Below are 24,618 nucleotides of genomic sequence, written 5' to 3'. Positions count from 1 at the left end.
AATCAAAGAGCGGAGGTGTAGTAAGCCTGTAATTCGGCCTTCAGGGCATAAGTGCCTCCGTATTCATCGGGGTAAGAGATTGTCAAACCTTGCACGCTCATCAAACGATCCGAAGCTTCTAAAGAGCCGGAATTTTCAACCATTTCTAAGAATTTGCTCAGGTTTTTTTTGGAAGCAGTGGCGTTGAGATTCAAAGTCAAACTGCGGTAAGTGGCCGCGGATGCATCTGGATTTTCAGTGCTGTATTGAATGCTACTGATAAAAAAAGGATTGCTTTCAAAATTGTTTTTTACGGCGTAATCATCAAATAAACGAGTGAGAGCCGTTAAATTTTCTCCCACGGGAAACACTTCAGAAAGGGCTTGCTCGGTTTCTTCGCGAGCGGCGGTCACATCCACTTTTATAACTTTGTATTCATCTGCCAATTCTTCGCTGAAAGAAGTGAGATTGCTGGCCTCACTTTGCAAGGCCTGGGTTTGTTCCTTCATGCCTTGAAGTTCGCTCCATTGCCACACACCCAGAGCCAGTGTGAGTGTAAAAACGAAGAGACCCAAAAACAGTTGGTGTCGATCATTCATCGGAATCGGGGTTAGTTTGCAGCGTCATCGAAAGGCGGAAATTGCTGGTGTAGCTCTCTTCTTCTTCACTTTTGCTGTAGGAACGTTCTTCCACTTTTTCAAAATGTGGAGAGGCTTCAAAAGCATCGATCAAATTTGAAACGAGGGTGAAATTTTTGGAATCGTCCGTGCGCACCACGCCTGAAACTGAAACCGTTCCGTCTTCTTTCAAAATGAGGTCTGTCAGCATCAAGCTGCTTTGAAATTCGGTGTTGAAAAGAGGGTCCACGCGCTTTGTGATGGATTCGATTTCATCTAAATAAAGCGACCAAGCAATGCGCGTGCTTTGAATGCTGTTGATGGTTGCGTTGAGACTGGCATTCATGGTGCTGAAATTTTCAAAAATCGATTGGATGAGGGTTTCATCTAGTGCTGTCATGTCTAAACTTGCCATTTGATTGCGGAATGCATTGTTCTGAAGCAGTGCTTTGGTGGTTTGTAAATCGCGTATTTCTTGTTGCAAACTTTGCTCATCCACGCTGCCGCTTTGTCCTTGCAGTTGACCAATGAGTTCGTCGGCCACTTGAACGGCTAAAACCGTTTCTTCAGGAGTGATTTCTCCTGCCAATTTTGTTTGGACTTGGCTGAGCAAGCTTACAATTTCTGTTTTGAGTTTTTTGGAAGAGGCTTCGTATTCTTCGCGTTTATTGGAAGAAGTGTAAGTCGATTCCACTTGAGAACGGGCATACAAATATTCATCCGCCATGTTGGAAAATTCATCAAGGAGCAAGGCAGAGGCGAGGTGTTTTTGCACGAGCACTTCGGCGTTCAATTCTTCAACTTGCATTTGAACCGTTTCGAGGCGAAGCGCCGGATTCACTCCAAAAATGGACAGCTGAGAACGGGTTTGCGTCCCAAAAACAAAAGCTGCTAAAAAGAGGACTAAAATGGAAGCTTTTAAAACGGCGGCACCAGGACGAGAACTGTGCTTTGCAAAATTTTTCAAAGCGAGCTCTGGAGTTTTGGGTTTTGCCCCGAAATAAGAGATGTTTTTTCTATCGTTTTGCGCCACCACGGTGTTCATCATGGCTGCATTTTTTTGCGAAGCGTCTTTCCCAAAAAGCTCTGTGAACACGTTTTTGGATTCTTCAGTGAGCTGTCCCCCGGCCATGGCTTGGGGCATAGCAGGGCTTTCAGCGTTTGCATTTTTTAACCCTGGAAACAGCTTCGGTGAACCGAGTGCAGGGTTGAGCTCATTTGCCATACCGTTTTATTTTTATTTATTCCTATAAGTATAGCAAAAAAAGCCTTTTATGGCAACCTCAACCCCTCATTGCAGGACCGGGGCCCTTACAATTGGACGAAGCTCCTCCTCAGGGAAGGGCAGTTCCTGGCAAAAATCGATGTAAAAGTCCTTGATGTATAATAAAAGGGCTTCGTTTAAGGCAATTTTTTGGGCCCGTTCAATGCAATCGTTGAAGCTGTTTTTCTCTTTCAAAAGGGCTAGATCTATGCCCGTTGGTAAGGCTCGGCCCTTGGAAGGCCACTCTAAAGTGGACAAAGCAATGCTTCCCACTAAATCTTGAGTTGGACATTTTGAAATGCTTTCGGCTTCGGCAGGACAGTTCATGGCTTGCAAGACTTGCATCCAGGCTTGTTTGCTTCGTTCCAAATCTTTGATTTGGCTGCTTCCGCCGAGGCAATGTAAGCCATAATAAAAAGCAATCACAATGTAACAAAGCGCCATGCTGGGGAAGATTTTTCCAGCTTTCATGGCGGATTCGAACGCTTCGGGAGTTAAGGTGATGCAAATGTCTTTGGTTTCGGAATGCAAACAGTCGTCCTTCAAAAAAAGCCGCACTCGGTGACCTTTGTCATCCAGGCCCCAAAAATAATACGTTCCCTCGTTTTCATGCGCACAAAAAGCTCCATGTACTCCTTCAAAATTTTGAACAAAAGCTGCACGCCCTTCAGGAGTGAATAGCAGTTTGTAAAGAGGTGAGTCGGGCTGTTTGAAATGCACGCGTTTCAAGAGTTCGGCGACCAGAGTTTCAATCTCCAAGTACACGATGCGTGGTCCAGAATGGCCTTCGGAAAAGAGGCTGGGCCAAGCTTTATAATTCAAGACAGTGATTTGGCTGGAATAGTCTTTTTGCTTTAAAAAATCCGGATCTAGAAAATAGTGCTCACACCAAGTTTTCAATTGAATTCCATCGGTATTTGAGAGGTTGCCTTCCTTCATTTTGAGTTGGATGGCGTTGGTGAGACGTTCAAAATCTTCTTTTTGAAAGGGACGAAAACCATAGACCACCGACATTTTATCTTTGTCGCCAAAATACGAGAGGCGAAGCAGTTTTTCTTCAGGGTAAAATTGATTTTCTGGAGGTATTTTTGCGCCGTGCATCAAAAGTCCTCGAGGGTAACCAAGAGCCGTGTTCAAAGAAATGCTGGCAAAAGAAAGGGCGATGCAGTAGGCGTTCCCGGCTGCCTCTTGTGCCAAACTGTGCACGAGGTTGGTGTTCACCCAATAGGGTTCATCGAGGGGGGCGTGATGATCGGCCGTGGAAACCAAGGGCAGGTTTCGCAGTTGCTCAGTCACTGCTATGCTCACTTCCCTGCCTAGGCGTGGCTCCAAAAGTTCAGCAAAAACCGTGAGCCATTCTTCTTGCCTTTCAGGTTTAAAATCGCTGGGCGTAAGGAAAGTTTTTACATATTCATAAACACTCACATTTCCGTGCTTTTCCATGATTTTTTGTAAAGCAGGATTTTTCTTCCAAATCGGTTCCCAGATGTGTTTTAAATCCATGGCGAGGATAACTGTGGCAATTATACAATAAAATTGTCCCTTTAGCAAAAACCCCCGTTCCCGAGGGTTTTTGAACTTTGAATAGACCAGAGGGCGAAACTATTGAAGTTCAACCTTAGCTCCAGCTGCTTCGAGAGCTTTTTTAGCCTCGTCAGCCTTAGCCTTGTCAGCGTTTTCCATAACCATACCGTTCGCATCAACCACATCCTTAGCCTCTTTGAGACCGAGTCCAGTGAGTTCACGAACGACCTTGATCACACCGATCTTTTGAGCACCAGAGTCAGTGAGTTTAACGTTGAAAGAAGTCTTTTCTTCTTCAGCAGCAGCGCCAGCAGCGGCACCGCCCATAGGAGCAGCCATAGCCACAGGAGCAGCGGAAATTCCGTACTCTTGTTCCATGAATTTAACAACGTTGTTGAGTTCAACAATGTTGAGTTTTTCGAGAGCCTCGATGAGGGCCTTACCCTCTTTGGAGAGTTCTACGTCAGCCATATTAATAGAGTGTTAAATCGGCAAAAGCCGGGAATAAATTAAGCGGGTTTCTTTTCCGCGTACTGTGAAGCAGCACGAACAAAAGATCCAAGAGGGGATTGAATAGCCCCGTAGAAGCCTTGCAAAGGTGCGCGCATAAGGCCCACGAATTTTGCGAGAAGTTCTTGTTTGGAGGGAAGTCCGGCGATTTCCTTCATTTGAGCGACGGTCATCACTTTTCCTTCCATAATACCACCCATGAGTTGGAGCTTTTCAAAATCTTTTCCGAGTTTTTTCAAAAGGCGAGGACCCGCAACGCTGTCTTCATAGGAGAAGGCGGCGCCCACGGTTCCTTCCATGATTTCATCGGGAAGTTCGAAGCCCTGCTCTTTGGCGGCAATCTTAAACAAGGTGCGTTTTGCAACCTTGAATTCAACTCCAGCGGCACGAAGTTCCTTGCGGAGCTTGGAGACTTGTTCCACCGTGAGTCCAGCATACTGACCGAAGGCTACCGATTGAGCTTTTTCAAACTTCTCTCGAAGTTCCTTCAGTGTGCTTTCTTTCTTTGTGCGAGTTGTTGCCATAGTAATGCAATTTTTCTTTAGAGTGGAGGCGACCTCGTTGGAGGCATGAACCCTTTAGGGTGAATACCTCAAACAACTCAACTCGCGTTGAGACAAACTTAGGACTGGACCTTTTTACAGGTTAGCCTGCTGCTCTCGGTAGGTCTTCTTTTCGCTGGTGCGAAATGCCCACTGTCTTCGAACGCAGGCGGATTCTATAAGGAATGGACAGGGAAGTCAAGGAAGCAGAACCGCATTCAATTGGTGCAGGAGGTCCACTCCTTGAACGTGGCTGCCACCGAGGTCAATCCACCAGGAAGTCTGATTGAGCTCCTGTAAAGCCTCTGGAGCAGAATGAGCTCCGTCAGGAAGTGCTAAAACACCTTGGATCACCTCACGTAGGCGACCTGTGTTGGAGAGGAGGGCTACTTGAAGTTCTTGATCCAGAAGTACATGGAGTCGTATTCGCCGTGTGGGGCATAACTTGATAGTGGAAAGAGTAGTTTCAGTCATAAATAAAGGTTTAAAAAAACTCGCCAGAGCGAGCTTGAGAGGTAAAGAGTGTGAGTGGCGTCAAAATCGATCACGATTCAGCACCACGAGGGTCAAGCTCGCGTTGAAGAGGGTGAAAAAATAGAAATAAAGTCGGTTCATGATTTAGGAGGTCTTTAGGTTTAGAAATTGAAAGCATCGCCTACCATTTCTCTTGTAGCTTGACTTAAGCCTAGGACAGCAGCAGCCTGCTGGGCTCGTTCTAAAATCTTATCTACTTCTCCTGGCGATGCACTTTGGGTTTCATGTGCTGCCATGGCGGGTTCATCTGTTCCTGGACATTCTTCTGGCATATTGATGGGGTGAATCAATTAAAAAAATCCTCGCATTCCTGCGAGGCTTCTGTGTGGGTGATAAACTTTATGCGTTCACACTTGAGCAGCCTCGCTGGGGGCGAAGGAGAAAAAGCTGCTAAAAAAGAAAGTGTGATTCATAAAGCGTATGCATATTACAAGTAAGTATAGGTTTTCGTCAAGAAAATGTCCGGTTCCATAGTTTCAAGTACACCTCGGGGATGGGGCGAGGGGAGTAGAATAGATGAAAGTAGTGAGCAACTGGAGGTCTCATATTGAGAGATTCATGTGGACGAAGGCAATTATACTCCACGAGCCAATCCGCGAGCACCTCATTAATCTTGTAAATGGGACTGGTTAAGTCCACTCTCCAGTAGAGGTGTTGTTGCAAAGTAAGGTTGAATCGCTCACAAATCGCATTATCTTTTGGTGTTCTGGGGCGAGTGAAGAAGTGCTCAATCCCTTGCTGCTGGCAGGCTTTATGGAAGTACGCCAGGAACTCACTGCCGTTGTCTGTTAAAACAGCTTTAATCTTGGTCTGGAGCACTTCTTCCATCTTTTCCAGCAAAGCTTTGGCCGCCTTGGAACTGTGGTGCTTGGTTACGAGTGCAAAACCTATCCTGGTGGCCACATCCACACAGGTAATGAAGTACAGTTTGTTGAAGGCGCTGTCCACAAACTCAACGATGGAATCTAGGACTACCAAGTCTCCAGGTTTTAAGATTTGGTAGTCCTTGGGGAGTTTCTTTCTTTGGACTTTCCAAGCAGACCTAGGTTTTGGTTTCTTGTGAAACCCGGGGCAGCGATTACGAACCAGTAATCCTTTGCTGCCAAATAGCGGTACAAGGTGGAAATGCTGTGCTGGTGAAGAAACATGTGAAGCTTCTTGTGGCTCCAATCTGGAAACATCCTTGCATAGCGTTCAATCTCTTGTTTCTCTTCACTGGTGAGATTAAATCCACGTTTGTTATTGGGTCCTGTTATTTTCGGAATAAGACCACCCAGTCCTTCTTCCTTTCTGGCCTTCACCAGCTTTTTGTACGTGGCTTCTAGAAGTTTCAAAAGCCCTGGCAGTCTTGGCTTTATTCTTTCCATTATGGTCGTACCAATCCAAAATAAGGATTCTTTCTCTAAGTACGTCTCTCTGCCAGGGCTTTAAAGTAGCTTCGTTAAACTGCCGAAGTAATCTTCTCAGTCCACGAATGCCTTTCGTCATGTTATATTGTTCCATGAGGGAGTTGGGGTGAAGAAGTAAAGTATCTCTACTCTACTCCCTCTTCCTTTTCCCCTGAGCTGTACTTGAAATTCGTGAAACTACGTAGAAAATTGCGCGGGAACCGGTCTTAGCGGGCTTCGTTGACAGCGGCGCTCCGAGTGTTTATAAGTTTAGCATCCGGTTTCCCTTAATCTATGCAAAAAGAACTTCTGGAAGAAAAACTCAAAGATCCTTTGTATGCCGTTCGTCATTCCGCAGCGCATGTGCTGGCTCAAGCGGTTTTAGAAATGTTTCCCGAAGCCAAGTTGGGGGTCGGGCCGGTGATCGATTATGGATTCTATTACGACTTTCAGCTCCCCCGTGCCTTGGTTCCTGAGGATTTGGAGATTTTGGAAGAAAAAATGCGACGCATCATTGTGGATGATCAAAGTTTTGAACGCATGGAAGAAGACCCTGAAAAAGTGATTGAATTTTTGAAAAAAGCAGAGCAGCCCTTCAAAGTGGAACTTGCGACGGAATTTGCGGAGGCAGGGCAAACCCTTACTTTTTATAAAAATGTGAATAAAGCAGGCGAAACGAAATTCATTGACCTGTGCCGTGGAGGGCACCTCGAAAGCACGAAGGGAATCGGGGCCTTCAAGCTCAATAAAATTGCAGCGGCCTATTGGCGTGGAAATGAAAAAAATCCTCAACTTCAGCGCATTTACGGACTGTGTTTTGACAGCGAAGAAGAACTTTCGGCACACTTGAAAATGCTGGAGGAAGCGGAAAAACGCGATCATCGCAAATTGGGGAAAGAGTTGGAAATTTTCATGATTTCGGATGAAGTGGGGGCAGGCCTTCCGCTGTGGCTTCCGAATGGAGCGGTGCTGGTGGAAGAAATTGAAAAACTCGCAAAGCAAGTGGAGTTCGACAACAGCTATTCTCGCGTGCGCACTCCACACATCACAAAGGGAACTTTGTACCACAAGTCGGGGCACCTCCCCTATTATGCTGATTCGATGTTCCCCCCGATGAAACTCGACAACGAGGAATACTATTTGAAGCCGATGAATTGTCCACATCATCACCTTATTTATGGCAGTCGCAAGCGCTCGTATCGTGAACTGCCCATTCGCCTTGCGGAGTATGGACACTGCTATCGTTTTGAAGACAGCGGAGCTTTGTTTGGACTGATGCGTGTGCGCTCGATGTGCATGAACGATGCTCACATTTATTGCACCCCGGAACAATTTGAAACAGAGTTTTTGAATGTGCTGGAAATTTATAAAAAATATTTCGAAATATTTGGCATTGAAAAGTATGTCATGCGTTTGTCTTTGCACGACAAAGAAGGCCTTGGAAAAAAATATGTGAATGAGCCCGAACTCTGGCTTGAAACTGAAGAAAAATTGCGCAACGGGATGAAAAAATCAGGAGTGAATTTTGTGGAAGCTCCGGGTGAAGCCGCGTTCTATGGACCAAAAATCGACGTAGAAATTTGGTCTGCGATTGGACGTGAATTCACGCTCGCCACGAACCAACTTGACTTCGCGGTGCCCAAGCGTTTTGATCTCACTTATGTGGACAGCGATGGCAAGGAAAAAACTCCTCTTTGTGTGCACCGTGCACCGCTTTCAACCCATGAACGTTTGATTGGATTTTTGATCGAACATTTCGCAGGAGCCTTCCCCACTTGGCTCGCGCCAGTGCAGGCGACGGTGCTACCTGTTTCCGATAAATTCCTGGGTTATGCGGAAGAAGTCGCAGAGGCTTTGCGTGCTCAAGATATTCGTGTGAGCATCGATGACAGCTCTGAAAGTTTGGGTAAGAAAATCCGCAATGCAGAGGCTAAAAAAATCCCGTACATGTTGGTGGTTGGTGAAAAAGAAATGGCCGAAAAAACCGTGGCCGCTCGCAATTATCACACCAAAAAACAGGATGTTTTAGCGCTCGATGCTTTTGCTGAAAACGTGACCAAAGAAATCTCTGAACGAAGTTTGCCGGAGAGAGGGGAGGTTTAGTTTGGAAATTGTTCTTCGTAGAGGCGATTGAAAAAACCACCGGCTCCAGTTCCAAAATCACGAGAGGCGCTGACTGGTGGGATAGGGTCTGTACTGCGGTGAGCGGCAGGTGGATGAGCTCCATGAGGAGCTTCGCCATGCTCATCGTGTCCATGATCGTCTCCATGGCCATGTCCGTGATGGGCGTGGTGATCGGGTTCCTCCATTTCGTTTCTCTGCATTTGGGCTGCGAATTCTTGCTTGAATGCCATGCGTTGTTCTTTGGCATGTGCGCGGATTTTTCCAATGTCCTTTCCAGTACCGTCTTCCTTGGCTCTGCGATGATCTTCTTTAATAGCACCCAAGAAATTCCTTAAAGGATAATCCTGTTGAATTGCGTAGTCGATGTAGGCTCCCAAGTTGCGATAAATGTCTTCTACCGTCTTGAAATCTTTGGCTGTCTTTTCTTTTCCGAAGGCGTTTTTATGATTTCGAAATAGAGGCACCATGACCGCTTGGATGTCTGCTTCGGTCTTCAGTTGATTGCTGAACAACTTGCCTAATAGGTTGGTGCCTGCAGGGTCTACATCCAATTTTGCGAAGTATTTGCGCATGATGTCCAAGTGATCGGCGGTGCTCATCGGTCCACGCCCATAAATTTTATAAGCTCCTGCATAACGAGGATTACCATTGAGGGTTGCGTTGTCGATTTTGTAGTACTGACTTTGATTGGCATACATTCGAGCATTGAGGATGGCATCGAAGCGGATGATGGAATCCACCATTTGCGATAAAATGGCGCCCCCACGGCTGCCCAAATCGCCGTAACTTTCCGCCAAGGAATCGAGTGAGAAGAGCATACCCACCGCACCGTTTTGCATGGCAGTGACTTGCAGCCCCATACCTCCGTCTCCTTTCATCTGCAGCATGCTTTCGATGGTACTACTGTTGAGGTGGCCGGCGAATCCAGTGAAGTAGTCGTGGTCGAAACGCATACCTTGGCTTTGGGCCTTGTTGACACGCTGAACGACCTTTTCGTTGGTCATGACAAAGGAGTGGAACCAATCCAAATATTCATTGTAGTTTTTGTCGTAATCTTCTCCGATTTTGGCCCATTCCTTGATGTTTTGAAGCGTGGGTTTTGCATTTCCATCTTCTGTGGCATCGTCTAAAATTTCAATGGCGGGATAGTTGTTGTTTTTACCCGTGAAGATGGCACTGCGATCAAAAGACAAAAGACCACAGGCTATACCTTGCAAGAGAAGGTACAGCACATCTTCGGCGTTCATTTTCCCATTGTCGATGGCATAATGGAGGGCTGCTTCGTATTTGTTGGGATCAATATCGGATTGACCATGTTTGGCTGGATTGGCGATGTCTTGCTTGTAATCATCCAGTAATTTCTTGGCGAGTTTGAACACTCCTCCAGGTACGTTTGCGATTTGACTGAATTCTTCATTGTATTTGCCTCCTTCACTTTTAATGGCTCCCGAATTTTGGGAATGCCAGGTGTCGAAAAGGTCGATGTCGGCGTACATGGCAAAAACTGCCTTCTTAATGACGTCTTCAGAATCGAAACGATTTTCGCTGTGCCAAAATTTGCTGACCGGTACACTCACGCTGGTTTGAAAGCGATTGAGCTGCTTGAAGAATGCCTCATCGTCCAAAAGACGCATCAGCCCTTTCTTACACAGATGTTCAATACAAGCACGGAATTCAAACTTGTTTTTGGTCACATGCATCTGGTGTGTGACGTGAGCGACGGAAGCGTGTTCGTATTGTTTGGACCAATGGCTGATGTCTTCCATCATGGCGTGTTCCTCTTCATTTGCCATTTCTGCATGCAACTCTCGAATTGGTTTTAAGCTGTCTATAGGGATAGGGACTTTGTCCAAAAACTTGAAGGCTTCCTTCCCCCACATTCCCGCTTTGAGTTGGTCGTCACGCTTCCAGCTGCGTTCAAAAATTGATGTCACCGTGTGGGCAACAGTGTCGTAAGTTTTGAAGCCACTCATCCAGTGGATTTTCCATTTATTCTCAGCGGGCTTATATTCAAGGTCGTATTTGAGAGTGTTGATTTTCTTGAATAAATTCACACCCAACTTGGTTTGGACGTAGTTTTCAGCCCCTTCAATGTCTTTGTCCAAAGTGTCTAAGACTTGATTGAAACGGAAGAACATCTGATTGCGCTGCTCTGGGGAAACGTTCACCTTTGTAATCCAATCGAGCTGTGCCTCAATGCCTTTTGGGTAAGGGATGTTTCCTTCTACGGGGCGGTAGGTTTCCTTGTTATAAATGGCCTTTTCAAAGATTTCGCCCAAGTTTCCGCTCTTTTCTATGCTTCCACGTAAGCTTTTGAGCCCTGCCAAATGCTGCAAAACTTCCATCTTTTCTTTGTTGAGATGGTGTCGACTTTCGAAGCCTTCCACCTCTTTTTGGAGTTTCTTTTTTTGTGTATTGATTGCTTCATCGTTGGGATCAGCCTCTGCCTGCGCACTGACTTCTTCCAAGTTATTTTTGAGGTGGCAGTACTCATCGACGGCTGATTGATTGCCCACTTCGTTCTTCACACGGTTTTCGTAAAGCGGGATGACTTCATCGATGCGAGCCAAAACATCCTTAATGATTCCGTGGTGCCAATCGTCGAAGCTTTGATCGTGTTTTTCTCCGTAAGTTTTTTGATTGAAAACCTTATTTTTTTTGGCGATGATTTCGTCCAATCGATTTTTCAAACCTTGCGCGTTCAAGGCTCCTCCTTCTTTTTGACCTTCGCGGAAACTTGCTAGGTTCAATTCCAAATTGTTGACCCCTCCCCACAAACGTTTCAAGCGGTCGAAAACCGCCGATCCTTCTGGAAAGTCGGGGTTGTCTGAATCGAATTTGGGCATCTTTCGTGCCTCTTCCAAGAAAGCATTACAGGTTGCTATCCACTGGTCTTTTCCTATTTCGTAACCTTTGGGAGGATTGGTTCCCCATTCCTTTTTGATGTAGTTTAAACGCCGTTCGAAGTCACGAACAGCACGTTCGTGTAGCAGTTCAAGAGCCACTTTTCGCTGTTCAACCAAGGCTTTTTTAAACTTGGCCAAATCTTCCAAAATTTCAGCGGTGGTGGGCTCCGTTTGCGCCCTGGCTTTGGCTTCCAAGGCTTTGTAATCGATGCCCATCCCGGGCAGTTGGATCGCGGGAGCCAACTTTCGAATGCTCATCAATTCCGAATAGACTTCTTTGTAACGGTCTTTAAAGCGCACGGCGGTGTCGTCCGTGAGTTTTTCGGGATTCTTAAGTTCTTCTTCCCACTTAGAAATGCGCCCAATGTAACTTTGGATTTCATTGGCATCTGCGAGGCTTTTGAGCCAGTCTTCCATGATCTCCATGGCATTACCTTCCCCAGGTCCCACCTTCTTTCCATCGGTCGTGAACTGTGGCAAATATTCGGTCCGTTCAGGCACCATGTGGGCCATCTCATCCCAAAGCTTTGATTTGTGCTCGGCCCTGTCGCGCGCTTCCTTGGGTACCCTTATATTGCTGTTCTCATTTCCTCTCATGAGCTTGGGCACAGCCGTTGCACCGATGGGTGTTGCGCCGGCCGGAGTGCCTCCGTCATCGTCGTCATCGGGCGTTCTAGCAAAGAGCACAATCTCTTCTCCGAGGAAGAGATTTTTTTGCGTGAGCCGATAATGGTTGTGGCAACGGATCATGGCTGGGGGGTGATGCTGCCCTCTCGAGCGAGAGGAGGGAGTAGCTCAGCACGCTGGGCGGACTCTCCCCTCACAATCACCATCCATGGATCACGAGAACCGTAGGAGGGTGATAGTAGCATCAAATTTTATTTTTGTAAAGTTTGCATTTTATTTCAGTTGTGTGAGCTTGCCTTTGAGGGCTTCCAATTGAGCAATGCTGTCTTCAATGGGTTTGGTTACTGTTTCGGCGAGCGCTTGTCCATTTTTTTGAGCGTCCGCTTGCATGTCTTTGAGTAGAGATTCTGTCTCTTTTTGTGCCTTTTCTGTTTGAATTGCAGCCAGCCCTTTCTTTTCATCCGTGAAATCGGTTCCTAAGGCTGTTACGGCATCTCTTGCCTTCGCGAGTTCGCTTTGTGTTTTTTCTGCCCGTTCAGCAAAAGCTTGTGCCGTGGGTTCGCCTTTGATCGCGCTTACAGCTCCTGCAAAACCGTTGGCCGTGCTTTGTGCCTCGGTAATAAGGGCAGGAACGGCTGCGGGCGTTTGTTTAATTTGTGTTCTTGGATTTTCTGCTTCTTTTTGAGCGGTTGTGAATTTGACTTCTTCACCTTTCTTCATGGCTTCGATGAATTCGTTGTACTGACTTCCGTTGAGGTTCATTTCTCTAATACCGATGTCATCGGCAGTGAGTTTTTCACGAGCCAGTTCTTGCAAATCACGGAAAGCTTCTTCTGCTTCACGTTTGTTTTCACTGCCCAATTTCTCTTGGATGAGGGTCAGTTGCTTAAGATAATCATCTCGGGTACCTGCTTTTTTGAGGGCGCCACTTTGTTCCACAATGTTTGCAAGATCACGAGCCATTTCTTTGGCTTCATTGGCCGAGATCAATCCTTTGTTTGCGATTTGGGCGTTGTCGTAAAGGCGACGAGAACTGTTCAAGGGGTCTTTGCTGCCACCTTCTGGAACTAGAGAGCTCCAACCACTTTGTCTCAAAATGTCTTCCAGTTCGGAACGATCGGTGGCCAATTTTCCGGTGTTTCCGTATTGGTATTCCCGAATCTTGTCGTCCATGAGGCCCATAATACTGAGTGGAGCCACAGGTTGAGGATCGTCTTTCGTTCCGAACGGAATGGTTTCGAGACGCAAAGGAGCCTTCATAAGGATGCCGCCCACGGCTTCTCCTTTTTCTTTTATGAAGTTGGTCAACCCCGCTGCATACGTGTCGTTGGCGGCTGCAAACACTCCCATCCACACTACGGCGATGCTGGCAATGGCGAGGATGAGTTTGGGCAAATCATCGATGCCGGAAACGAGGAATTGGCTGCTCATGACTTCGGTGACTTGAGTGTCTGAATAAGCATTGAAAGAGTCGCGGGTGACCACGCTCCATCCGTCCATCAGTAGGAAGCCCATGCTCATGGTTAAACCGATGATGATGGGAGCCACCAAATGTTTAATGACTTTTTGCGTGAAATCGCCGCCTCCACCCAACCACTCTTTGATTTGGGGCACCACATAGGTCAGCACGGCAAGAGGGGAAAGAGCGAGCGCCAACCACAGTACAATCAGGCGCACCACCAGTACCGCTGCCAACACGACGTACGAAATCGCAAAGATGATGTACATGACTACTGCAAAGAGGCTGTTCACGGTGAGGTCTTTAAAGCTTTCTACGGCTGAACTTTTGAGCAGTTCCAAACTACCCAAAGAACCCATATTCACGGCCATGATGATGGCCACATTGTTCTTATTTAAATTGCTGAAATAAGTCGATCTAAGGGATTCTTTTATACCTCCGTATTGATCGGTGTCCGGTTCACCCGCCACATCGGAATCGGCGGTGGCCAATTCACAAAAAAGTTCGGTTTGAATGGGGGCATCGTCTTTGCTGTAAAATCCTTGCGAAACAACATCGTCGCTGGGGTCATCGGGCGTGCCTTGGTCGGCCACCGTGGGTTTGGGGTAACACACTTCTTGCTGAAATGTTTCAATTTGAGAATCGATTTGGAATTGACTGGAATTGCTTTGCTCCATGACTTGTGGCAAGGCAAAAGCAATGGTGGTGCCCACATTGGCAACATCCAAAATCACTTTACCTCCCACGTAGGTGAAGTTGACCAAAATCAAACCCAGCACAATTTTTGGCAGTACGGTTTTTATGGCCAATTCTCCTTCTCCTCCACCCAAGCCTAAGACGTTGTAAAAAGCCACCACCACCAAGAGCAAAGCAATGGCGATGTTCACTAAATTTCTCATCTCCACCCAAATGGCGAGCAAGCGTTCTTCCATTCCGGGGCCCGTGATCATGTCCACATCCAAAAGATCGCCAATGATGAGCAGTAAAGGCCACAGCAAGGTGTTTAAAAATCTCACAAATAAGTTGACCATTTCGGCAACGGCTTTGACGGTTTCGCTGTTGTCTCCGCTGCTTACACTGGGAGGCTCGGCATGAGCCATTTCGGGTTGAAAAATGAAGACCATTCCCAGTGCTGTTAAGAGCAGCACCTTTTTGTGTCTCCCTATCCACATCCCTATTTTTTTGAGTGTGTTTTTCATATTAAAGAGTGGTTAGGTGAACGATCCACCAAGCAAAACCTCCGAAGCTGAGCGTCAAAGTTCCGGTGAGTCCCGCTCCCAGCACTCCGAGCATTTTTCTGTTGCTTTGAGCTTGGGCATAGGCTTCTTGTTTTTTGATGAACTGAGCCCTTCTTTCTTGCGCGGCCACTTGTCTCGCCAATTGATACGTCTCCATTCTTTTTTCTTGGTTTAAAATTTCAGCTGTTGCAGCGGCTTTTTGCAGCGCAATGCGAGCGGCCACTTGTTTTTTAGATTCCAAAACATTGGAAATAAAACGGGTTTCTGCGTTCAAAAGCGGCACAAGTTGTTGAAGGTTTTGTGCGTGAGATTGTTCCTCTTGTTTTTTCCAAAGCCACTCGCTTGTTCGAGCTTTTTTTAAAGCGGTTTCTTGTAAGGCTGTGCTCGCTAAAAAGCTGGAGACCGCCCCTATTTTTTGGGCACGCAATTGGTCTTCTTGCTTGTGATCCAATCCTTGCAGAAGGTAAGTGGCATTTGTGGCGTTCTTTAAACCGAGACTGCTTTCGATGCTTGCCAAACCGAAAGCTTCGGGCAATTGAGTTTCGGGCACGTGCTTTTCTTTTTCATCTTTTCCTTTGAAGCGATAATCGAAAGTTGAATCGGAGCTGTTTAAGTCCACTTCCACTTCAGTGGATTTCAGCCGTGGATTGATGATTTCTACATGCGCCACACCTTCTTTTATGAATCCTCTTTGCACCAAGCAATGATTGTCGCGCAGTGTCTTTGCAATGTGCAGCAAATTTTGTTCTTCTTTCACTTTTTCATATTTGTTCGTGGTGCTGATCAAAGTGGAGGAAAGCAAACGCACTTTTAATGGATCAAGAGTTTGCACTTCTTTCAAACTCAAGACTTGATTAAAATTTTTCCCTTCATCTGTGCTCACCAAAAGCAAATCGCCGCGTTTGGCCTCTGCGTACAATTCCTTTTTCTTCTCCACTCTCATCCATTTGTGAGCGATCAGATTTTCTATGCGTTTGTTCACTTCTTCTTCCAAATCGTCAGAAAAATGTTCCACGCGTTCTTCCGCCGAAAGTTTGGGTAAAGATTCTTTTTTGGATTCTTTCCAAACTTCATAATATTGGGCATAACCCGGCTCCAATCGAATGGCTTCTCCACGCATTTCACGTTCGAGAAGTTGTTTGTATTGATTTAAAGATTCGGTGAGTAACATTTTTATTTTTAGGTGAGGAGCAATTTGTTTTCTTCTTCTTCAGACAAAGGTGCATAGTGAGCTAAGGCGTATTTCTCTTCCAATGCTTTACCCATGAAATCCTTTTGTGACTCAACGGACATTTTATTTTCTCCAGCTGCCATTTGTTTAACCCATTTTGATATTGTGCTTTCAACTTGCATTTTGTTTGCGGCTGGAATGTTGAATGCTTTGCTTATTCCTTCCCCATCCAGTTCCATTTCTTCGAAGCTGATATCAACGTCGGAGTTGTGCAGCGCTGTTCGTTTCTTTTCGTAAGCCGCATTGATTTGCTCGGCGAATTGTAAGTAAATCTTACGTATTGGCCCTCCACGCAAAATGCTTTTTTCCAAATTCATCTTTTTCATCTGGATTGCGAGGTCTTCGGTTTTATCTTTTCCTTGAACACCATCATCGATTTTCTCAACCCATTGAGCCAAATTTTCGGTGGGTTTATCCATTAAGCCTCCCACTCCCTGACTGAGTTCCAAGCCTCCCACAGTCATAGCCATCGCTATTCCCAATGCAGGGTTGCCCAAGAGTTCAGCGGGTTGATGAATGTTCATTAAAACGTTTGCAAACGTGGCTGTCGCTCCATTGATGGCCAATAAAGTTCCTCCTATCCCTTTGAAAGTGAGCAGTTGGCGTGCATGGTTGACGCTACCGAAAGAGCGGCCTCCCTGGCCTCTTTTTGCCATTTCCTTCTGCACGGCTTCTTCAATTTCTGCTTGTGCTTGGGCCATTTTTGGATCTTGCACATGCACATGTAAAGCTTCTAAATGCTTTCGTTCTTTAGAGTCCATGTCGGTTTTCAGTCGCGCTTCTATCGTGCCGGAAACTTGCGCCACTTGAATGTATCCTCCCAGCAAGAGAGGATCTAAAATGGCTTGCGCATTGGGCTTTTTCACTATTTCTCCTATCAAAGAGACTTTTTGAGACTCCGTGAGCAGGCGCAGCAAGCTGACGGACACTCCTTCTTGAATCCAATCGGTTTTTTTCCGCCCCAAGCCTTCGCTGAGTTGAGCGAGTTTTTGGACATCTTCGCGGGTGAGTTCATTTTTTTGAATACGTTCTGCGATTTTACTGTAATCGGGCAGCAGTTCTTCTCCACGTTTTCCCAGTTTTTCGAGGTAAGCAGCAGCGGCTGTTTTGTCTCCTTGCTTCACCAAGTGTTCGTAAACGAGAGAAGGCACAGAAAGGCTCTGGAGGATGTTGATCCCACGACTGATTTGAAGGTGAGGATCGGTGGCATTTTCTGTCATTTCCAAGATGAGTGCCCAGCGGCTGTGCAAGGATTGCAAAATGGCTTTTTGAATGTCTTCGATGCGACGTAGGTCCAAAAGATCCCGCAAATAGTCAAGTTCACGCATCAATTCTTGGGCTTTGGCTTTATAAACCGCATTGAACTGATTCTTGACGGCCCCGTAGTCCCCGGCTGCATCTTTAATGGACGTTAGGCGTCCACCGATGGCAGCCGCTTCTTTTTGAGCGGCTTTTTGATTGTTTTGCAATTCGGCTTCTTCCCGGTTGTTTTGAAATTTGTCAGTCATTCAGTTCAGTTTGAGAATACGAGTTAAAGTGTCCAAAAGGCTGAGATGTTTGCCTTCCCATTCCGGCACTTGAGTGGCCAAGTATTGACGGATTTGAGTTGGATCTATGTTCAACATTTGTATCACATATTCTTTGTGCATTTTGCTTTCGGTTTCGACGTGCAATTCGTTCAGGTAAGGAGGGTTGTGAAGTATCCAAAACCGGCTCATGCCACTGAAGGGCAAGGTCATTTCTCCAAAACGAATGCCGTATTCCGAGATCACCACTTCCACCCATTCCGGCTTCTTTCGGTGTTCGAGCAAGAGCACCAAAGGCAGTAGGGCGAAGACCCCCATCATGGTGAGGGATTCGGTGCGGTAGCCATAAAAAGCCAAGCCGGCACAGCTTGCAAACATGAAGACAAACCACATCCAACCGCGTTCGTAGCGCAAATAACGGGGCGTTTTCCACCTGAACAGCGCATTTTCAAACGCATTGATGTTTTGTGCTTTTTCCTCCAGGTTCTCTGGGGAATTTTGTTTTTGTTTTGCCATACGTATTTTAATCTCATTATTTTACCACGAAATGCATTTTTTTGGAAGGGTCTACGGAGCACTAAAAATCCCGCTGTCGAGAGCGGGACTTTATGGCTTAAACTAGCGCTTTTTTAGGCCTAGTACTTGCTGGTGTATGGCAAGAGAGCCATTTCGCGAGCACGTTTGATGGCGAGCGCGAGTTGTTTTTGTTGTTTGAGGCTGACACCCGTGTAGTAGCGGGGCACGATGCGTCCAAAAACAGAAAGATAACCGCGCAGAAGTTCCACGTCTTTGTAATCTACAAGAGCGGGCACTTCGGGGCGCTTGGTCTTTTGAACTTTAACTTTTTTAGTCATAAATTGAGAGAGATTTTAATCTGTTAAAACATGTTGTCCTCTTCGATGGAAGCGGAGAGTCCGCTGCTTCCTTGAGGAGCACTAGGTTCTTGAGCCACCATTTCCACGTCATCCATGGGCCCGGCCATTTCTCCTTCCCCTTCGGGAATGTAATCCATGGCATCTTGACGTTTTTCAAGAATGATCATGTCTTGGAGCACGATTTCTGTGCGGAAACGGCGAGTGCCGTCTTCAAGGTCCCAACTGCGAGTTTTGAGGTAGCCTTCAACGTAGACCAGCATTCCCTTGCGGAGGTGTTGTTGACAGATTTCAGCGAGCTTAGCCCAAGCCACACATTCGTGGAATTCGGCAGAGCTGCGTTTTTCGCGGCTGGAGGTGGTCCATTGACGATTGGTCGCAAGACCGAAAGTCACGATGGATTGACCACTGGTAGTGTTTTTGAGTTCGGGATCTCGAGTGAGATTACCGATGAGGATCACTTTATTCACGCTTCGCATAATACGAAAGTTTAAAAATTAAAGGATATCTTTGTCTTCGATGATGGCTTTGAGCTTTTCATCGAGTGCTTCAGTTTGCTTGGATTCTTCCTCTTTGGGAGTGTCTGACTTCTTTTTGGAAGCACGCACTTTTTTGTTGAGCTCTTCAGCAGGAGCACTCATTTTGTTGATTGTTTTGGCCATGCTGAGACCCCCTTCGTAGCGCATGAGAGTGTAATCGTCTGCAACTTTCACGAGCAGGTAACGGAGCAGACCCGGTTGGATGCGCAAATCCTTGTGAACGGGCGCCATTCCAGCGGGTTCACCGGTGAAATTTAAAACGACATAGTAAGCTCGGTCGTTCCCGGCAATTCGGTACGCGAGATCACGCATACCCCAAGTGTCCTCATCCACGACGGTGTAGCCGTTTTCGGTGAGGGTTTGTTTCACCTCTTTGAGGTGTTTTTCTTGCTCCTTGTCCGTATGTTTTGGACTCAGAAGCAACATGAGTTCGTATTTCATCTGTATGGGTTAAAGGTTACCTTCGGTCTATTTTGGGCGATTCCCAAAGCCGAAAGACAGAGAAAGCGCGGTGAGATTAGCATGAGGTTAGGGCGTTGGCAAGGGGCTTGGCTTATGAAAAAGCACCGCACAAGGACGAAACGATGTGTTGATTATAGTTACATCGCCGGTCCTTGTGGCCGGTTTTTTCGTGGCTAAGATTCTTCACTATCCATTTTAAATTCGTTAGCCCCTAAAAAAATCAAGACCTGCGGCTTAAGAATAAGGCGTAGTTTTTTAAAATCGACTGGGGGAACCAGGGTGTTTAAGTCTTGGTCGATGACGGTTTGAGTGATCTCTTCTTGGATGAATTTTTTGAGCTCCTTGAGGTAAATTTTGGCCTCTACTCCACGGCGTTCTTCAATCACTTCGGGTTTATAGGTGAATCCTTTGGTGAAAAATGTATGAATATCAAAAAGATCTCTTCCTGCGATGGAGCCGGTCTTTTCGTAGCGGTCCATGAGGGCCACCAATTTGTTGGCGAACATGGTGGAAGGGGTTTGGCAGTGGAAGATGCGGTCGATTTCTTCAAAACGGTATGGCTCGTAGTCGTTGGCTTTTACAGGTGGAAAACTCACGTCCAGCTTGAGAGTGTTTCTGTCTTTTAGGGCTGCGGGGTACTTTAAAAAGTACTGAGGTGCTTTTTGACTTTTATCTTTGATTTCTAAGCTCAGCTTTTTAAAGATTTTTTCGAGCTCTTTTTGAACAAATGCCACCTGTCTTTCATCAATGAGATCAAAGTCCAAATCTACAGAAAAACGATTGATCCACCCCAGCATAGCGGCGCAGGTTCCTCCTTTAAAACGAAGCAGGCGGCTCAAGTCTCTATGGTCGGCTATTTCGGTGAGCACGGTGTAGAGCCACGCTTTGTGAACGGCGTCACTGGTTTTAGGAAGCAACATAGCGCTTGGGGGTGAGAGGATAACCGATCTTTTTTTGGAGGGCACGGACGCGATTCCAATCTACTTTTTTGTCGAAGTGAGCGAGGGGATTGAAGTAAAGGAGGTCCGCCACCGCACGCTCTGGAGTTGCTTTCTTGACTCCATCGGATTCTTCTACCCCTTCGGAATTGTAAAGAAAAGCAGTTTTGAGTTGGCGGCTGAGGATGAGCTGCTCTCCTATTTGGATGGTTTTTCGGCGTGCGCTCACAAAGCTTAAGGCCTGTGGCTTCTGTGAAAGATAGCCGGTTGCGAATAAAATGGATTCGGTGGAAAGGTAACAATAGGTATGAAGAGCCTTGGCTCCTAAAACTTGTGGGTCTAGTTCGGTAAGGGGTCGAGTGGCGTAAAAACCTCTGTAAATGCGGTACAAGAGACCGGCATCACAATAGCGTTTGATGGTGATTCTTAAGGTTTGAGCCTGCTTGATTTGCCACAAGTTGGCGAGGTCTTTCAGGTGAAAAAGGACTTCACTTTTGCGAGCCAATAAAGCGATGCGATGAGCTTGTATTTGGTTTGGCATAGTATACTTATGTGTATACTATACAGTAATATGGTGGGCTTTTCAAGGTTGCAAGTTGTATTCATAAATTCCTCTGTCATAGGTGAATTATTTAGAATCGGGCAAGCTGTCCCAAATGAGGTTCCACATGGAATCGTGCATTTGGTAGATGTAGTCGTTTTCAATGATCACCCCAATCAGATCGTTTTCGACGTAAGTGAGGTAGGAAACTTTCCCGTCGTAGATATTGGTTTCAATGGTGAACGGATAACGCTGACTGTTGATCCATTTATAACCGGCGTGAGACTTGGGAGAGTATTTTTGGCTCTCATAGGTTTTGCGTGCAAAAGGAGTGTCTAAAAGTAGGCTGCGCTTTTTGAGGGTGGTTTTTTCTCGAGCACGTACATATTCGCTATTGATGTCTTTGACGTACTTGAACATGGCGTCGATGTTGGCGAAGTCCTTGAGGTCTGTTTTGGAGTTGAGCGTGTCAAAAAGCACCTGATGGACCCCTGCCCTACCTCTATAAAACTGTACACTGGGGATGTGTCGGTCGGTTTGCATCATTCCAAGCATTTGAGGCATGACTTTTTCAAGTTCATTTGATAGTTTTTGATACTCGTAGTTCTTTTTACGTTTGCGAATTTCAAGCATTTCTATGAATTCTTCGGGATGGACAGCGGAGTAGACGTAGGTGTTCTTGTCTCGGGTTTTCACCACGAGGTTCTGTTTTTCAAGACGAGTGAGCACATTTTGAACACTGGTTCGAGGTTGGGCCAAGAGGTAAGCCAGTGTGCTGGCGGGGGTGCCTCCGTATTTGAGCAAACGTAAGTAAGCAGCGATTTCTTTGTCGTCTAGGCCGAAGGTTTGAAGAGTTTTGATGAGCATTTTTGTGCCTTTGTGAGCATTGCTGCCCATGTATGGTAGGCAGATTTAATTTAGTTTTTAATCTGTTATAAGTCAAATACAAATTTCCACTGCCTAATATGTTTGATCGAAAAAATGTTTTTCAGTCACACTGAGCTCACCTTAATTCCTTTTCCTCATGTCTAACGATTCCAATCTTGAAGATAAATCTGTTCGTAAAAAAATCCTCATCATTGGTTATGGAGGAACCATCATGATGGTGGTTGACCCTATTGAAAAAACTGTTAAACCAGCAGACAAGATTGAGGAAGTTCTAGCGTTGCTACCGAATTTATCCGAACTGGCTGATATAGAGTTGGTTTCTTTGACGAACAAAGACAGCACCAACATCACCCCTGATGACTGGACTCGGCTCACTTACTTCATTCAACAGAACTACAATAACTACGATGGCTTTGTGATCACCCATGGAACCAATACTTTGGCCTATACGGGTTCTGCCCTCGCTTTGTCTTTGGGGAATAGCCTCTCTAAACCTGTCGTGCTTACAGGATCTCAACTGCCGCTGACTGTGTTTGGAAACGATGCTCGTTTCAATTTTGAAAATTCCGTGAAGACCTGTATTGAAGCCAGTCGGCTAGGAATCGGCGAGGTGATGATCACTTTCAATGATGTAGTTTTGCGCGCAGCGCGCTCAGTTAAAATTAGCGAAGCTTCGTTTCGTGCCTTTACGTCTCCAGCCTTCCCTCCTCTTGCTATCATTACGGCGACAGGAGTTCACTTCTCTTCAGAAGCTCGACGGTCTGACCCCAGCGTTCCTCTTCAGGTGAGTCCGCATTTTAGCCCCACGGTGTTCAGTTTAGATCTCACCCCTGGCCAAAGACCTAGCGTTCTAGAGGATTTAGTAACCACAGGTAAATGCAAGGCGGTGATTTTGAAATCGTATGGAGCAGGTTCCGTTCCAACGGATGGGGAGTTCTCCTTCCTACCCTTCATTGAGAAGGTGGTTCATTCTTATGGAATCCCTGTCATTGTGGCCACTAAATTTTTGGGTGGAAATTCTTATAAGGAAGTGAATGATGAATGTGCAGTTTTAGCTCTCAAAAGAGGGGCCATTCCTTCAGGAGATATGACCGATATTGCCACTGAAGTGAAACTGATGTGGCTGCTGGCGCAGGGACACTTTTCTTATCAAAGTGTGGCTGACCTTTTGCTTAAGGATTTTGTAGGAGAAGTGAAGGCCGTGAACTACAGGTGGGACAAATTTTAAATCTAAAATCTATGGCAGAGAAAACACCTCAAAATCATCTCGCGGAATTAGAGGCTGCCTATCGGGAACGTTATCGCATTGAGGAGGCCGTTATGGCCGCCCTCTGGCAACCTAAGCCTACGATTATAACTCCTGACGAAGAACGTGCGGTGTATTCTAAAGGCGTGTTTCGCGGTGCAAAAAGCAGTAAACTTCCTAGTTTGGATTTTTATGACAACAGACCTGATCGATACGATGACGGTACTCTAGCCCCTTATCAAGCTCGCTTCGGCAAGTGGAGTTGGGAATAAAGCAGCTCAATTTTGATCCCACCTCACCTGCTCCAGCAATTTTGCCGTGCCTTCGGGCCCTTTCAAACGGCGGCCGCGTTCGTCGCGCACAGGGAGTGGAAAGGTGGCGTGGATGAGGCTGCCCACTGAGAAAGCAGTGCCGTTGTCGCCGCAGAGAAAGCTTTCATCATTTTCGCCGGGACGGGGTTGATCCCCTACAACGAGGATGTCTTTAGGATTGAGTCCAAGTTGTTTAGCCCAACGCTGCATGGCGCTCCCTTTGCCGCTGGCACGGGGAAGAATCACGTTTCCAATGCCAGAATCTTGCACCATGAACGTTTCTGTCCAGCCGTTTTTTCCGAGAATTTTATCGAGCTTTCGGTGGCTGTGTTTGGACAGGATGCGTGTGAGCTTGGGGAACAAGTAAGTCCAATCGGGGTGACGCACAATCATGCTGTGTTCTCGAAGTAAAAAGATGCCGCTCCACCCCAGTTTGTCTTTGCCGAAGGCTTCGAGAGTGTCTTTACTGGGATGCTCGGGCCAGTCCACTTCGTACCACGGTTCGAAGTCTTTTTTATGCGTATTCCAGCGGTAACCCACTCCCCCGTTTTCAGCAAAAACCCACCAACGTTTCAGTTCTTCGTCGGGATTTAAGCTGTGACTGCAAATGTGGAGCAATTGCCTATGGATGAAGCGAAGATCGCGGCCCGTGCAGATGGCTCGTGGAATGTTTTCGGGAATTTTTACGAGCGCCTCAGCCATGAAAGTGGGAATGGTGAATCGGGCAAAATGCGTGAGAGTCCCATCCACATCGAAGGCCACCGCTTTGAATGGGTGCTTGAGGGCTTTTTCACGGGCGGCTTCTTGAGGGGTGGAGGGAAAAGTCATGCTGTGAAGATTTCGAAATTTTGATTGAGTAGATCTTCGTTTAATAACTCCAGGTAGTGATGAAGGGTGCTTTTGAACTCTGTATTTTTAATGGTCATGTTTTCTCCAATTGGATCATTTTTTGAACGAAACATAAGGAAGAACCCATCTTCAGTAGTCGTTTCTACCAAGAAAATGGCTCGTCTTGCACCAAGAATGGTGGTCATGTAAAGCTTAATAAGTTTTGAGTGGCTCGGTAAGTTTTTTCCTTTAATGGGTTGAAAAATCCCTTTCATCTTATTTTGCTCCAGGTGTTAAGAACGTCGTCCATAAGAGTTTGAGTCTCTCCATCTACAGCGATTTCTGAGGATTCTATTTGCATAGGAATTCGAGTTCCAATTTGGATTCTCCCTTCTGCGTAATCTGTTAAAAGGATGCGGACAATGGCGCTCACTGAAATTTTTTCTCTTTTGGCACGTTTGGCGGCACGGTCGCGAGTTTTTTTATCAATAGAAATAGTGGTGTTCATGGTTTATCGAAAAATA

At 46.2% G+C, this 24,618-nt stretch carries 26 protein-coding genes; 3 read left to right on the top strand and 23 right to left on the bottom strand.

Annotated elements, in window-relative coordinates:
* Nucleotides 1-2: 2 nt before the first annotated feature.
* From IPG41_06205 to IPG41_06165, 9 genes are all read right to left on the bottom strand, one after another.
* Entirely contained in the window at nt 3-578 is a 576-nt protein-coding gene (locus IPG41_06205) for a hypothetical protein (protein QQR54748.1), read from the bottom strand.
* The gene (locus IPG41_06200) at nt 571-1,821 is read right to left on the bottom strand and encodes a hypothetical protein (protein ID QQR54747.1); all 1,251 of its coding nucleotides are present in this window, start codon (nt 1,819-1,821) and stop codon (nt 571-573) included. Before IPG41_06200 ends, IPG41_06205 begins: the two co-directional genes overlap by 8 nt.
* A gap of 66 nt (nt 1,822-1,887) precedes the next feature.
* Complete coding sequence (locus IPG41_06195) at nt 1,888-3,363, bottom strand: hypothetical protein (protein ID QQR54746.1); 1,476 nt, start codon at nt 3,361-3,363, stop codon at nt 1,888-1,890.
* Nucleotides 3,364-3,462: 99 nt separating this feature from the next.
* Complete coding sequence (gene rplL, locus IPG41_06190; protein QQR54745.1) at nt 3,463-3,855, bottom strand: 50S ribosomal protein L7/L12; 393 nt, start codon at nt 3,853-3,855, stop codon at nt 3,463-3,465.
* 38 nt (nt 3,856-3,893) lie between these two features.
* Nucleotides 3,894-4,418 (bottom strand): 50S ribosomal protein L10, encoded by a 525-nt coding sequence (locus IPG41_06185; protein QQR54744.1) that lies wholly within the window; start codon nt 4,416-4,418, stop codon nt 3,894-3,896.
* Between the two features lie 216 nt (nt 4,419-4,634).
* Nucleotides 4,635-4,910 (bottom strand): hypothetical protein, encoded by a 276-nt coding sequence (locus tag IPG41_06180; GenBank protein ID QQR54743.1) that lies wholly within the window; start codon nt 4,908-4,910, stop codon nt 4,635-4,637.
* Between the two features lie 161 nt (nt 4,911-5,071).
* Nucleotides 5,072-5,242 (bottom strand): hypothetical protein, encoded by a 171-nt coding sequence (locus tag IPG41_06175; GenBank protein QQR54742.1) that lies wholly within the window; start codon nt 5,240-5,242, stop codon nt 5,072-5,074.
* A gap of 178 nt (nt 5,243-5,420) precedes the next feature.
* Entirely contained in the window at nt 5,421-5,948 is a 528-nt protein-coding gene (locus IPG41_06170; protein ID QQR54741.1) for a transposase family protein, read from the bottom strand.
* Nucleotides 5,949-6,209: 261 nt separating this feature from the next.
* Nucleotides 6,210-6,473, bottom strand: coding sequence for a hypothetical protein (locus IPG41_06165; GenBank protein ID QQR54740.1), 264 nt, complete (start codon nt 6,471-6,473; stop codon nt 6,210-6,212).
* A gap of 179 nt (nt 6,474-6,652) precedes the next feature.
* On the opposite strand from IPG41_06165, the gene IPG41_06160 reads away from it, so the two are divergent.
* A complete protein-coding gene (locus IPG41_06160; protein ID QQR54739.1) occupies nt 6,653-8,461 on the top strand; it encodes a threonine--tRNA ligase in 1,809 nt (602 codons plus the stop codon).
* On the opposite strand, the gene IPG41_06155 is transcribed toward IPG41_06160, so the two are convergent.
* The 11 genes from IPG41_06155 to IPG41_06105 all read right to left on the bottom strand — a co-directional run bounded on the left by IPG41_06155 (nt 8,458) and on the right by IPG41_06105 (nt 21,718).
* Nucleotides 8,458-12,138 (bottom strand): hypothetical protein, encoded by a 3,681-nt coding sequence (locus IPG41_06155; protein QQR54738.1) that lies wholly within the window; start codon nt 12,136-12,138, stop codon nt 8,458-8,460. The two genes, IPG41_06160 and IPG41_06155, sit on opposite strands and share 4 nt — an antisense overlap.
* A gap of 150 nt (nt 12,139-12,288) precedes the next feature.
* The gene (locus IPG41_06150) at nt 12,289-14,673 is read right to left on the bottom strand and encodes a hypothetical protein (GenBank protein ID QQR54737.1); all 2,385 of its coding nucleotides are present in this window, start codon (nt 14,671-14,673) and stop codon (nt 12,289-12,291) included.
* Between the two features lies 1 nt (nt 14,674).
* Complete coding sequence (locus IPG41_06145; GenBank protein QQR54736.1) at nt 14,675-15,883, bottom strand: hypothetical protein; 1,209 nt, start codon at nt 15,881-15,883, stop codon at nt 14,675-14,677.
* Nucleotides 15,884-15,891: 8 nt separating this feature from the next.
* Complete coding sequence (locus IPG41_06140) at nt 15,892-17,451, bottom strand: hypothetical protein (protein QQR54735.1); 1,560 nt, start codon at nt 17,449-17,451, stop codon at nt 15,892-15,894.
* Nucleotides 17,452-17,985, bottom strand: a complete 534-nt coding sequence (locus tag IPG41_06135; protein ID QQR54734.1) for a hypothetical protein — start codon at nt 17,983-17,985, stop codon at nt 17,452-17,454. It lies immediately after the preceding gene.
* A gap of 119 nt (nt 17,986-18,104) precedes the next feature.
* Nucleotides 18,105-18,323: a 30S ribosomal protein S18 gene (locus tag IPG41_06130; GenBank protein QQR54733.1), complete on the bottom strand. Its 219-nt coding sequence runs from the start codon at nt 18,321-18,323 to the stop codon at nt 18,105-18,107.
* A gap of 23 nt (nt 18,324-18,346) precedes the next feature.
* A complete protein-coding gene (ssb, locus tag IPG41_06125; protein QQR54732.1) occupies nt 18,347-18,820 on the bottom strand; it encodes a single-stranded DNA-binding protein in 474 nt (157 codons plus the stop codon).
* An 18-nt stretch (nt 18,821-18,838) separates the two neighbouring features.
* Nucleotides 18,839-19,321, bottom strand: a complete 483-nt coding sequence (gene rpsF / locus IPG41_06120) for a 30S ribosomal protein S6 (GenBank protein QQR54731.1) — start codon at nt 19,319-19,321, stop codon at nt 18,839-18,841.
* Between the two features lie 194 nt (nt 19,322-19,515).
* A complete protein-coding gene (locus tag IPG41_06115; protein ID QQR54730.1) occupies nt 19,516-20,262 on the bottom strand; it encodes a nucleotidyl transferase AbiEii/AbiGii toxin family protein in 747 nt (248 codons plus the stop codon).
* Nucleotides 20,249-20,821: a hypothetical protein gene (locus IPG41_06110; protein QQR54729.1), complete on the bottom strand. Its 573-nt coding sequence runs from the start codon at nt 20,819-20,821 to the stop codon at nt 20,249-20,251. Before IPG41_06110 ends, IPG41_06115 begins: the two co-directional genes overlap by 14 nt.
* 87 nt (nt 20,822-20,908) lie before the next feature.
* Nucleotides 20,909-21,718 carry a BlaI/MecI/CopY family transcriptional regulator gene (locus IPG41_06105; GenBank protein QQR54728.1) on the bottom strand — a complete coding sequence of 270 codons (810 nt, stop codon included), beginning with the start codon at nt 21,716-21,718 and terminating at the stop codon, nt 20,909-20,911.
* Nucleotides 21,719-21,845: 127 nt separating this feature from the next.
* On the opposite strand from IPG41_06105, the gene IPG41_06100 reads away from it, so the two are divergent.
* Nucleotides 21,846-22,937 (top strand): asparaginase, encoded by a 1,092-nt coding sequence (locus IPG41_06100; GenBank protein QQR54727.1) that lies wholly within the window; start codon nt 21,846-21,848, stop codon nt 22,935-22,937.
* Nucleotides 22,938-22,948: 11 nt separating this feature from the next.
* Nucleotides 22,949-23,227: a hypothetical protein gene (locus tag IPG41_06095; protein QQR54726.1), complete on the top strand. Its 279-nt coding sequence runs from the start codon at nt 22,949-22,951 to the stop codon at nt 23,225-23,227.
* 6 nt (nt 23,228-23,233) lie between these two features.
* On the opposite strand, the gene IPG41_06090 is transcribed toward IPG41_06095, so the two are convergent.
* The 3 genes from IPG41_06090 to IPG41_06080 form a co-directional block, all read right to left on the bottom strand.
* Nucleotides 23,234-24,094: an HAD family phosphatase gene (locus tag IPG41_06090; protein ID QQR54725.1), complete on the bottom strand. Its 861-nt coding sequence runs from the start codon at nt 24,092-24,094 to the stop codon at nt 23,234-23,236.
* Nucleotides 24,091-24,300 (bottom strand): hypothetical protein, encoded by a 210-nt coding sequence (locus IPG41_06085; GenBank protein ID QQR54724.1) that lies wholly within the window; start codon nt 24,298-24,300, stop codon nt 24,091-24,093. The genes IPG41_06090 and IPG41_06085 overlap by 4 nt, the downstream gene beginning before the upstream one ends.
* A 65-nt stretch (nt 24,301-24,365) precedes the next feature.
* Nucleotides 24,366-24,602 (bottom strand): hypothetical protein, encoded by a 237-nt coding sequence (locus tag IPG41_06080; protein ID QQR54723.1) that lies wholly within the window; start codon nt 24,600-24,602, stop codon nt 24,366-24,368.
* Between the last annotated feature and the right edge of the window lie 16 nt (nt 24,603-24,618).

The sequence above is a fragment of the Candidatus Peregrinibacteria bacterium genome (genome assembly GCA_016699145.1).
Classification (GTDB): Bacteria; Patescibacteriota; Gracilibacteria; order UBA1369; family 2-02-FULL-48-14.
Note: the sequence above shows the minus strand (reverse complement) of the source record. Positions and strands in the feature narration are given on the sequence as shown.

Excerpts from the sequence above, each read along its gene's own strand:
- IPG41_06205 (QQR54748.1), bottom strand. The coding sequence starts at position 578 with ATGAATGATCGACACCAACTGTTTTTGGGTCTCTTCGTTTTTACACTC.
- IPG41_06200 (QQR54747.1), bottom strand. The coding sequence starts at position 1,821 with ATGGCAAATGAGCTCAACCCTGCACTCGGTTCACCGAAGCTGTTTCCA.
- IPG41_06195 (QQR54746.1), bottom strand. The coding sequence starts at position 3,363 with ATGGATTTAAAACACATCTGGGAACCGATTTGGAAGAAAAATCCTGCT.
- rplL (QQR54745.1), bottom strand. The coding sequence starts at position 3,855 with ATGGCTGACGTAGAACTCTCCAAAGAGGGTAAGGCCCTCATCGAGGCT.
- IPG41_06185 (QQR54744.1), bottom strand. The coding sequence starts at position 4,418 with ATGGCAACAACTCGCACAAAGAAAGAAAGCACACTGAAGGAACTTCGA.
- IPG41_06180 (QQR54743.1), bottom strand. The coding sequence starts at position 4,910 with ATGACTGAAACTACTCTTTCCACTATCAAGTTATGCCCCACACGGCGA.
- IPG41_06175 (QQR54742.1), bottom strand. The coding sequence starts at position 5,242 with ATGCCAGAAGAATGTCCAGGAACAGATGAACCCGCCATGGCAGCACAT.
- IPG41_06165 (QQR54740.1), bottom strand. The coding sequence starts at position 6,473 with ATGGAACAATATAACATGACGAAAGGCATTCGTGGACTGAGAAGATTA.
- IPG41_06160 (QQR54739.1), top strand. The coding sequence starts at position 6,653 with ATGCAAAAAGAACTTCTGGAAGAAAAACTCAAAGATCCTTTGTATGCC.
- IPG41_06155 (QQR54738.1), bottom strand. The coding sequence starts at position 12,138 with ATGATCCGTTGCCACAACCATTATCGGCTCACGCAAAAAAATCTCTTC.
- IPG41_06150 (QQR54737.1), bottom strand. The coding sequence starts at position 14,673 with ATGAAAAACACACTCAAAAAAATAGGGATGTGGATAGGGAGACACAAA.
- IPG41_06145 (QQR54736.1), bottom strand. The coding sequence starts at position 15,883 with ATGTTACTCACCGAATCTTTAAATCAATACAAACAACTTCTCGAACGT.
- IPG41_06140 (QQR54735.1), bottom strand. The coding sequence starts at position 17,451 with ATGACTGACAAATTTCAAAACAACCGGGAAGAAGCCGAATTGCAAAAC.
- IPG41_06135 (QQR54734.1), bottom strand. The coding sequence starts at position 17,985 with ATGGCAAAACAAAAACAAAATTCCCCAGAGAACCTGGAGGAAAAAGCA.
- IPG41_06130 (QQR54733.1), bottom strand. The coding sequence starts at position 18,323 with ATGACTAAAAAAGTTAAAGTTCAAAAGACCAAGCGCCCCGAAGTGCCC.
- ssb (QQR54732.1), bottom strand. The coding sequence starts at position 18,820 with ATGCGAAGCGTGAATAAAGTGATCCTCATCGGTAATCTCACTCGAGAT.
- rpsF (QQR54731.1), bottom strand. The coding sequence starts at position 19,321 with ATGAAATACGAACTCATGTTGCTTCTGAGTCCAAAACATACGGACAAG.
- IPG41_06115 (QQR54730.1), bottom strand. The coding sequence starts at position 20,262 with ATGTTGCTTCCTAAAACCAGTGACGCCGTTCACAAAGCGTGGCTCTAC.
- IPG41_06110 (QQR54729.1), bottom strand. The coding sequence starts at position 20,821 with ATGCCAAACCAAATACAAGCTCATCGCATCGCTTTATTGGCTCGCAAA.
- IPG41_06105 (QQR54728.1), bottom strand. The coding sequence starts at position 21,718 with ATGGGCAGCAATGCTCACAAAGGCACAAAAATGCTCATCAAAACTCTT.
- IPG41_06100 (QQR54727.1), top strand. The coding sequence starts at position 21,846 with ATGTCTAACGATTCCAATCTTGAAGATAAATCTGTTCGTAAAAAAATC.
- IPG41_06095 (QQR54726.1), top strand. The coding sequence starts at position 22,949 with ATGGCAGAGAAAACACCTCAAAATCATCTCGCGGAATTAGAGGCTGCC.
- IPG41_06090 (QQR54725.1), bottom strand. The coding sequence starts at position 24,094 with ATGACTTTTCCCTCCACCCCTCAAGAAGCCGCCCGTGAAAAAGCCCTC.
- IPG41_06085 (QQR54724.1), bottom strand. The coding sequence starts at position 24,300 with ATGACCACCATTCTTGGTGCAAGACGAGCCATTTTCTTGGTAGAAACG.
- IPG41_06080 (QQR54723.1), bottom strand. The coding sequence starts at position 24,602 with ATGAACACCACTATTTCTATTGATAAAAAAACTCGCGACCGTGCCGCC.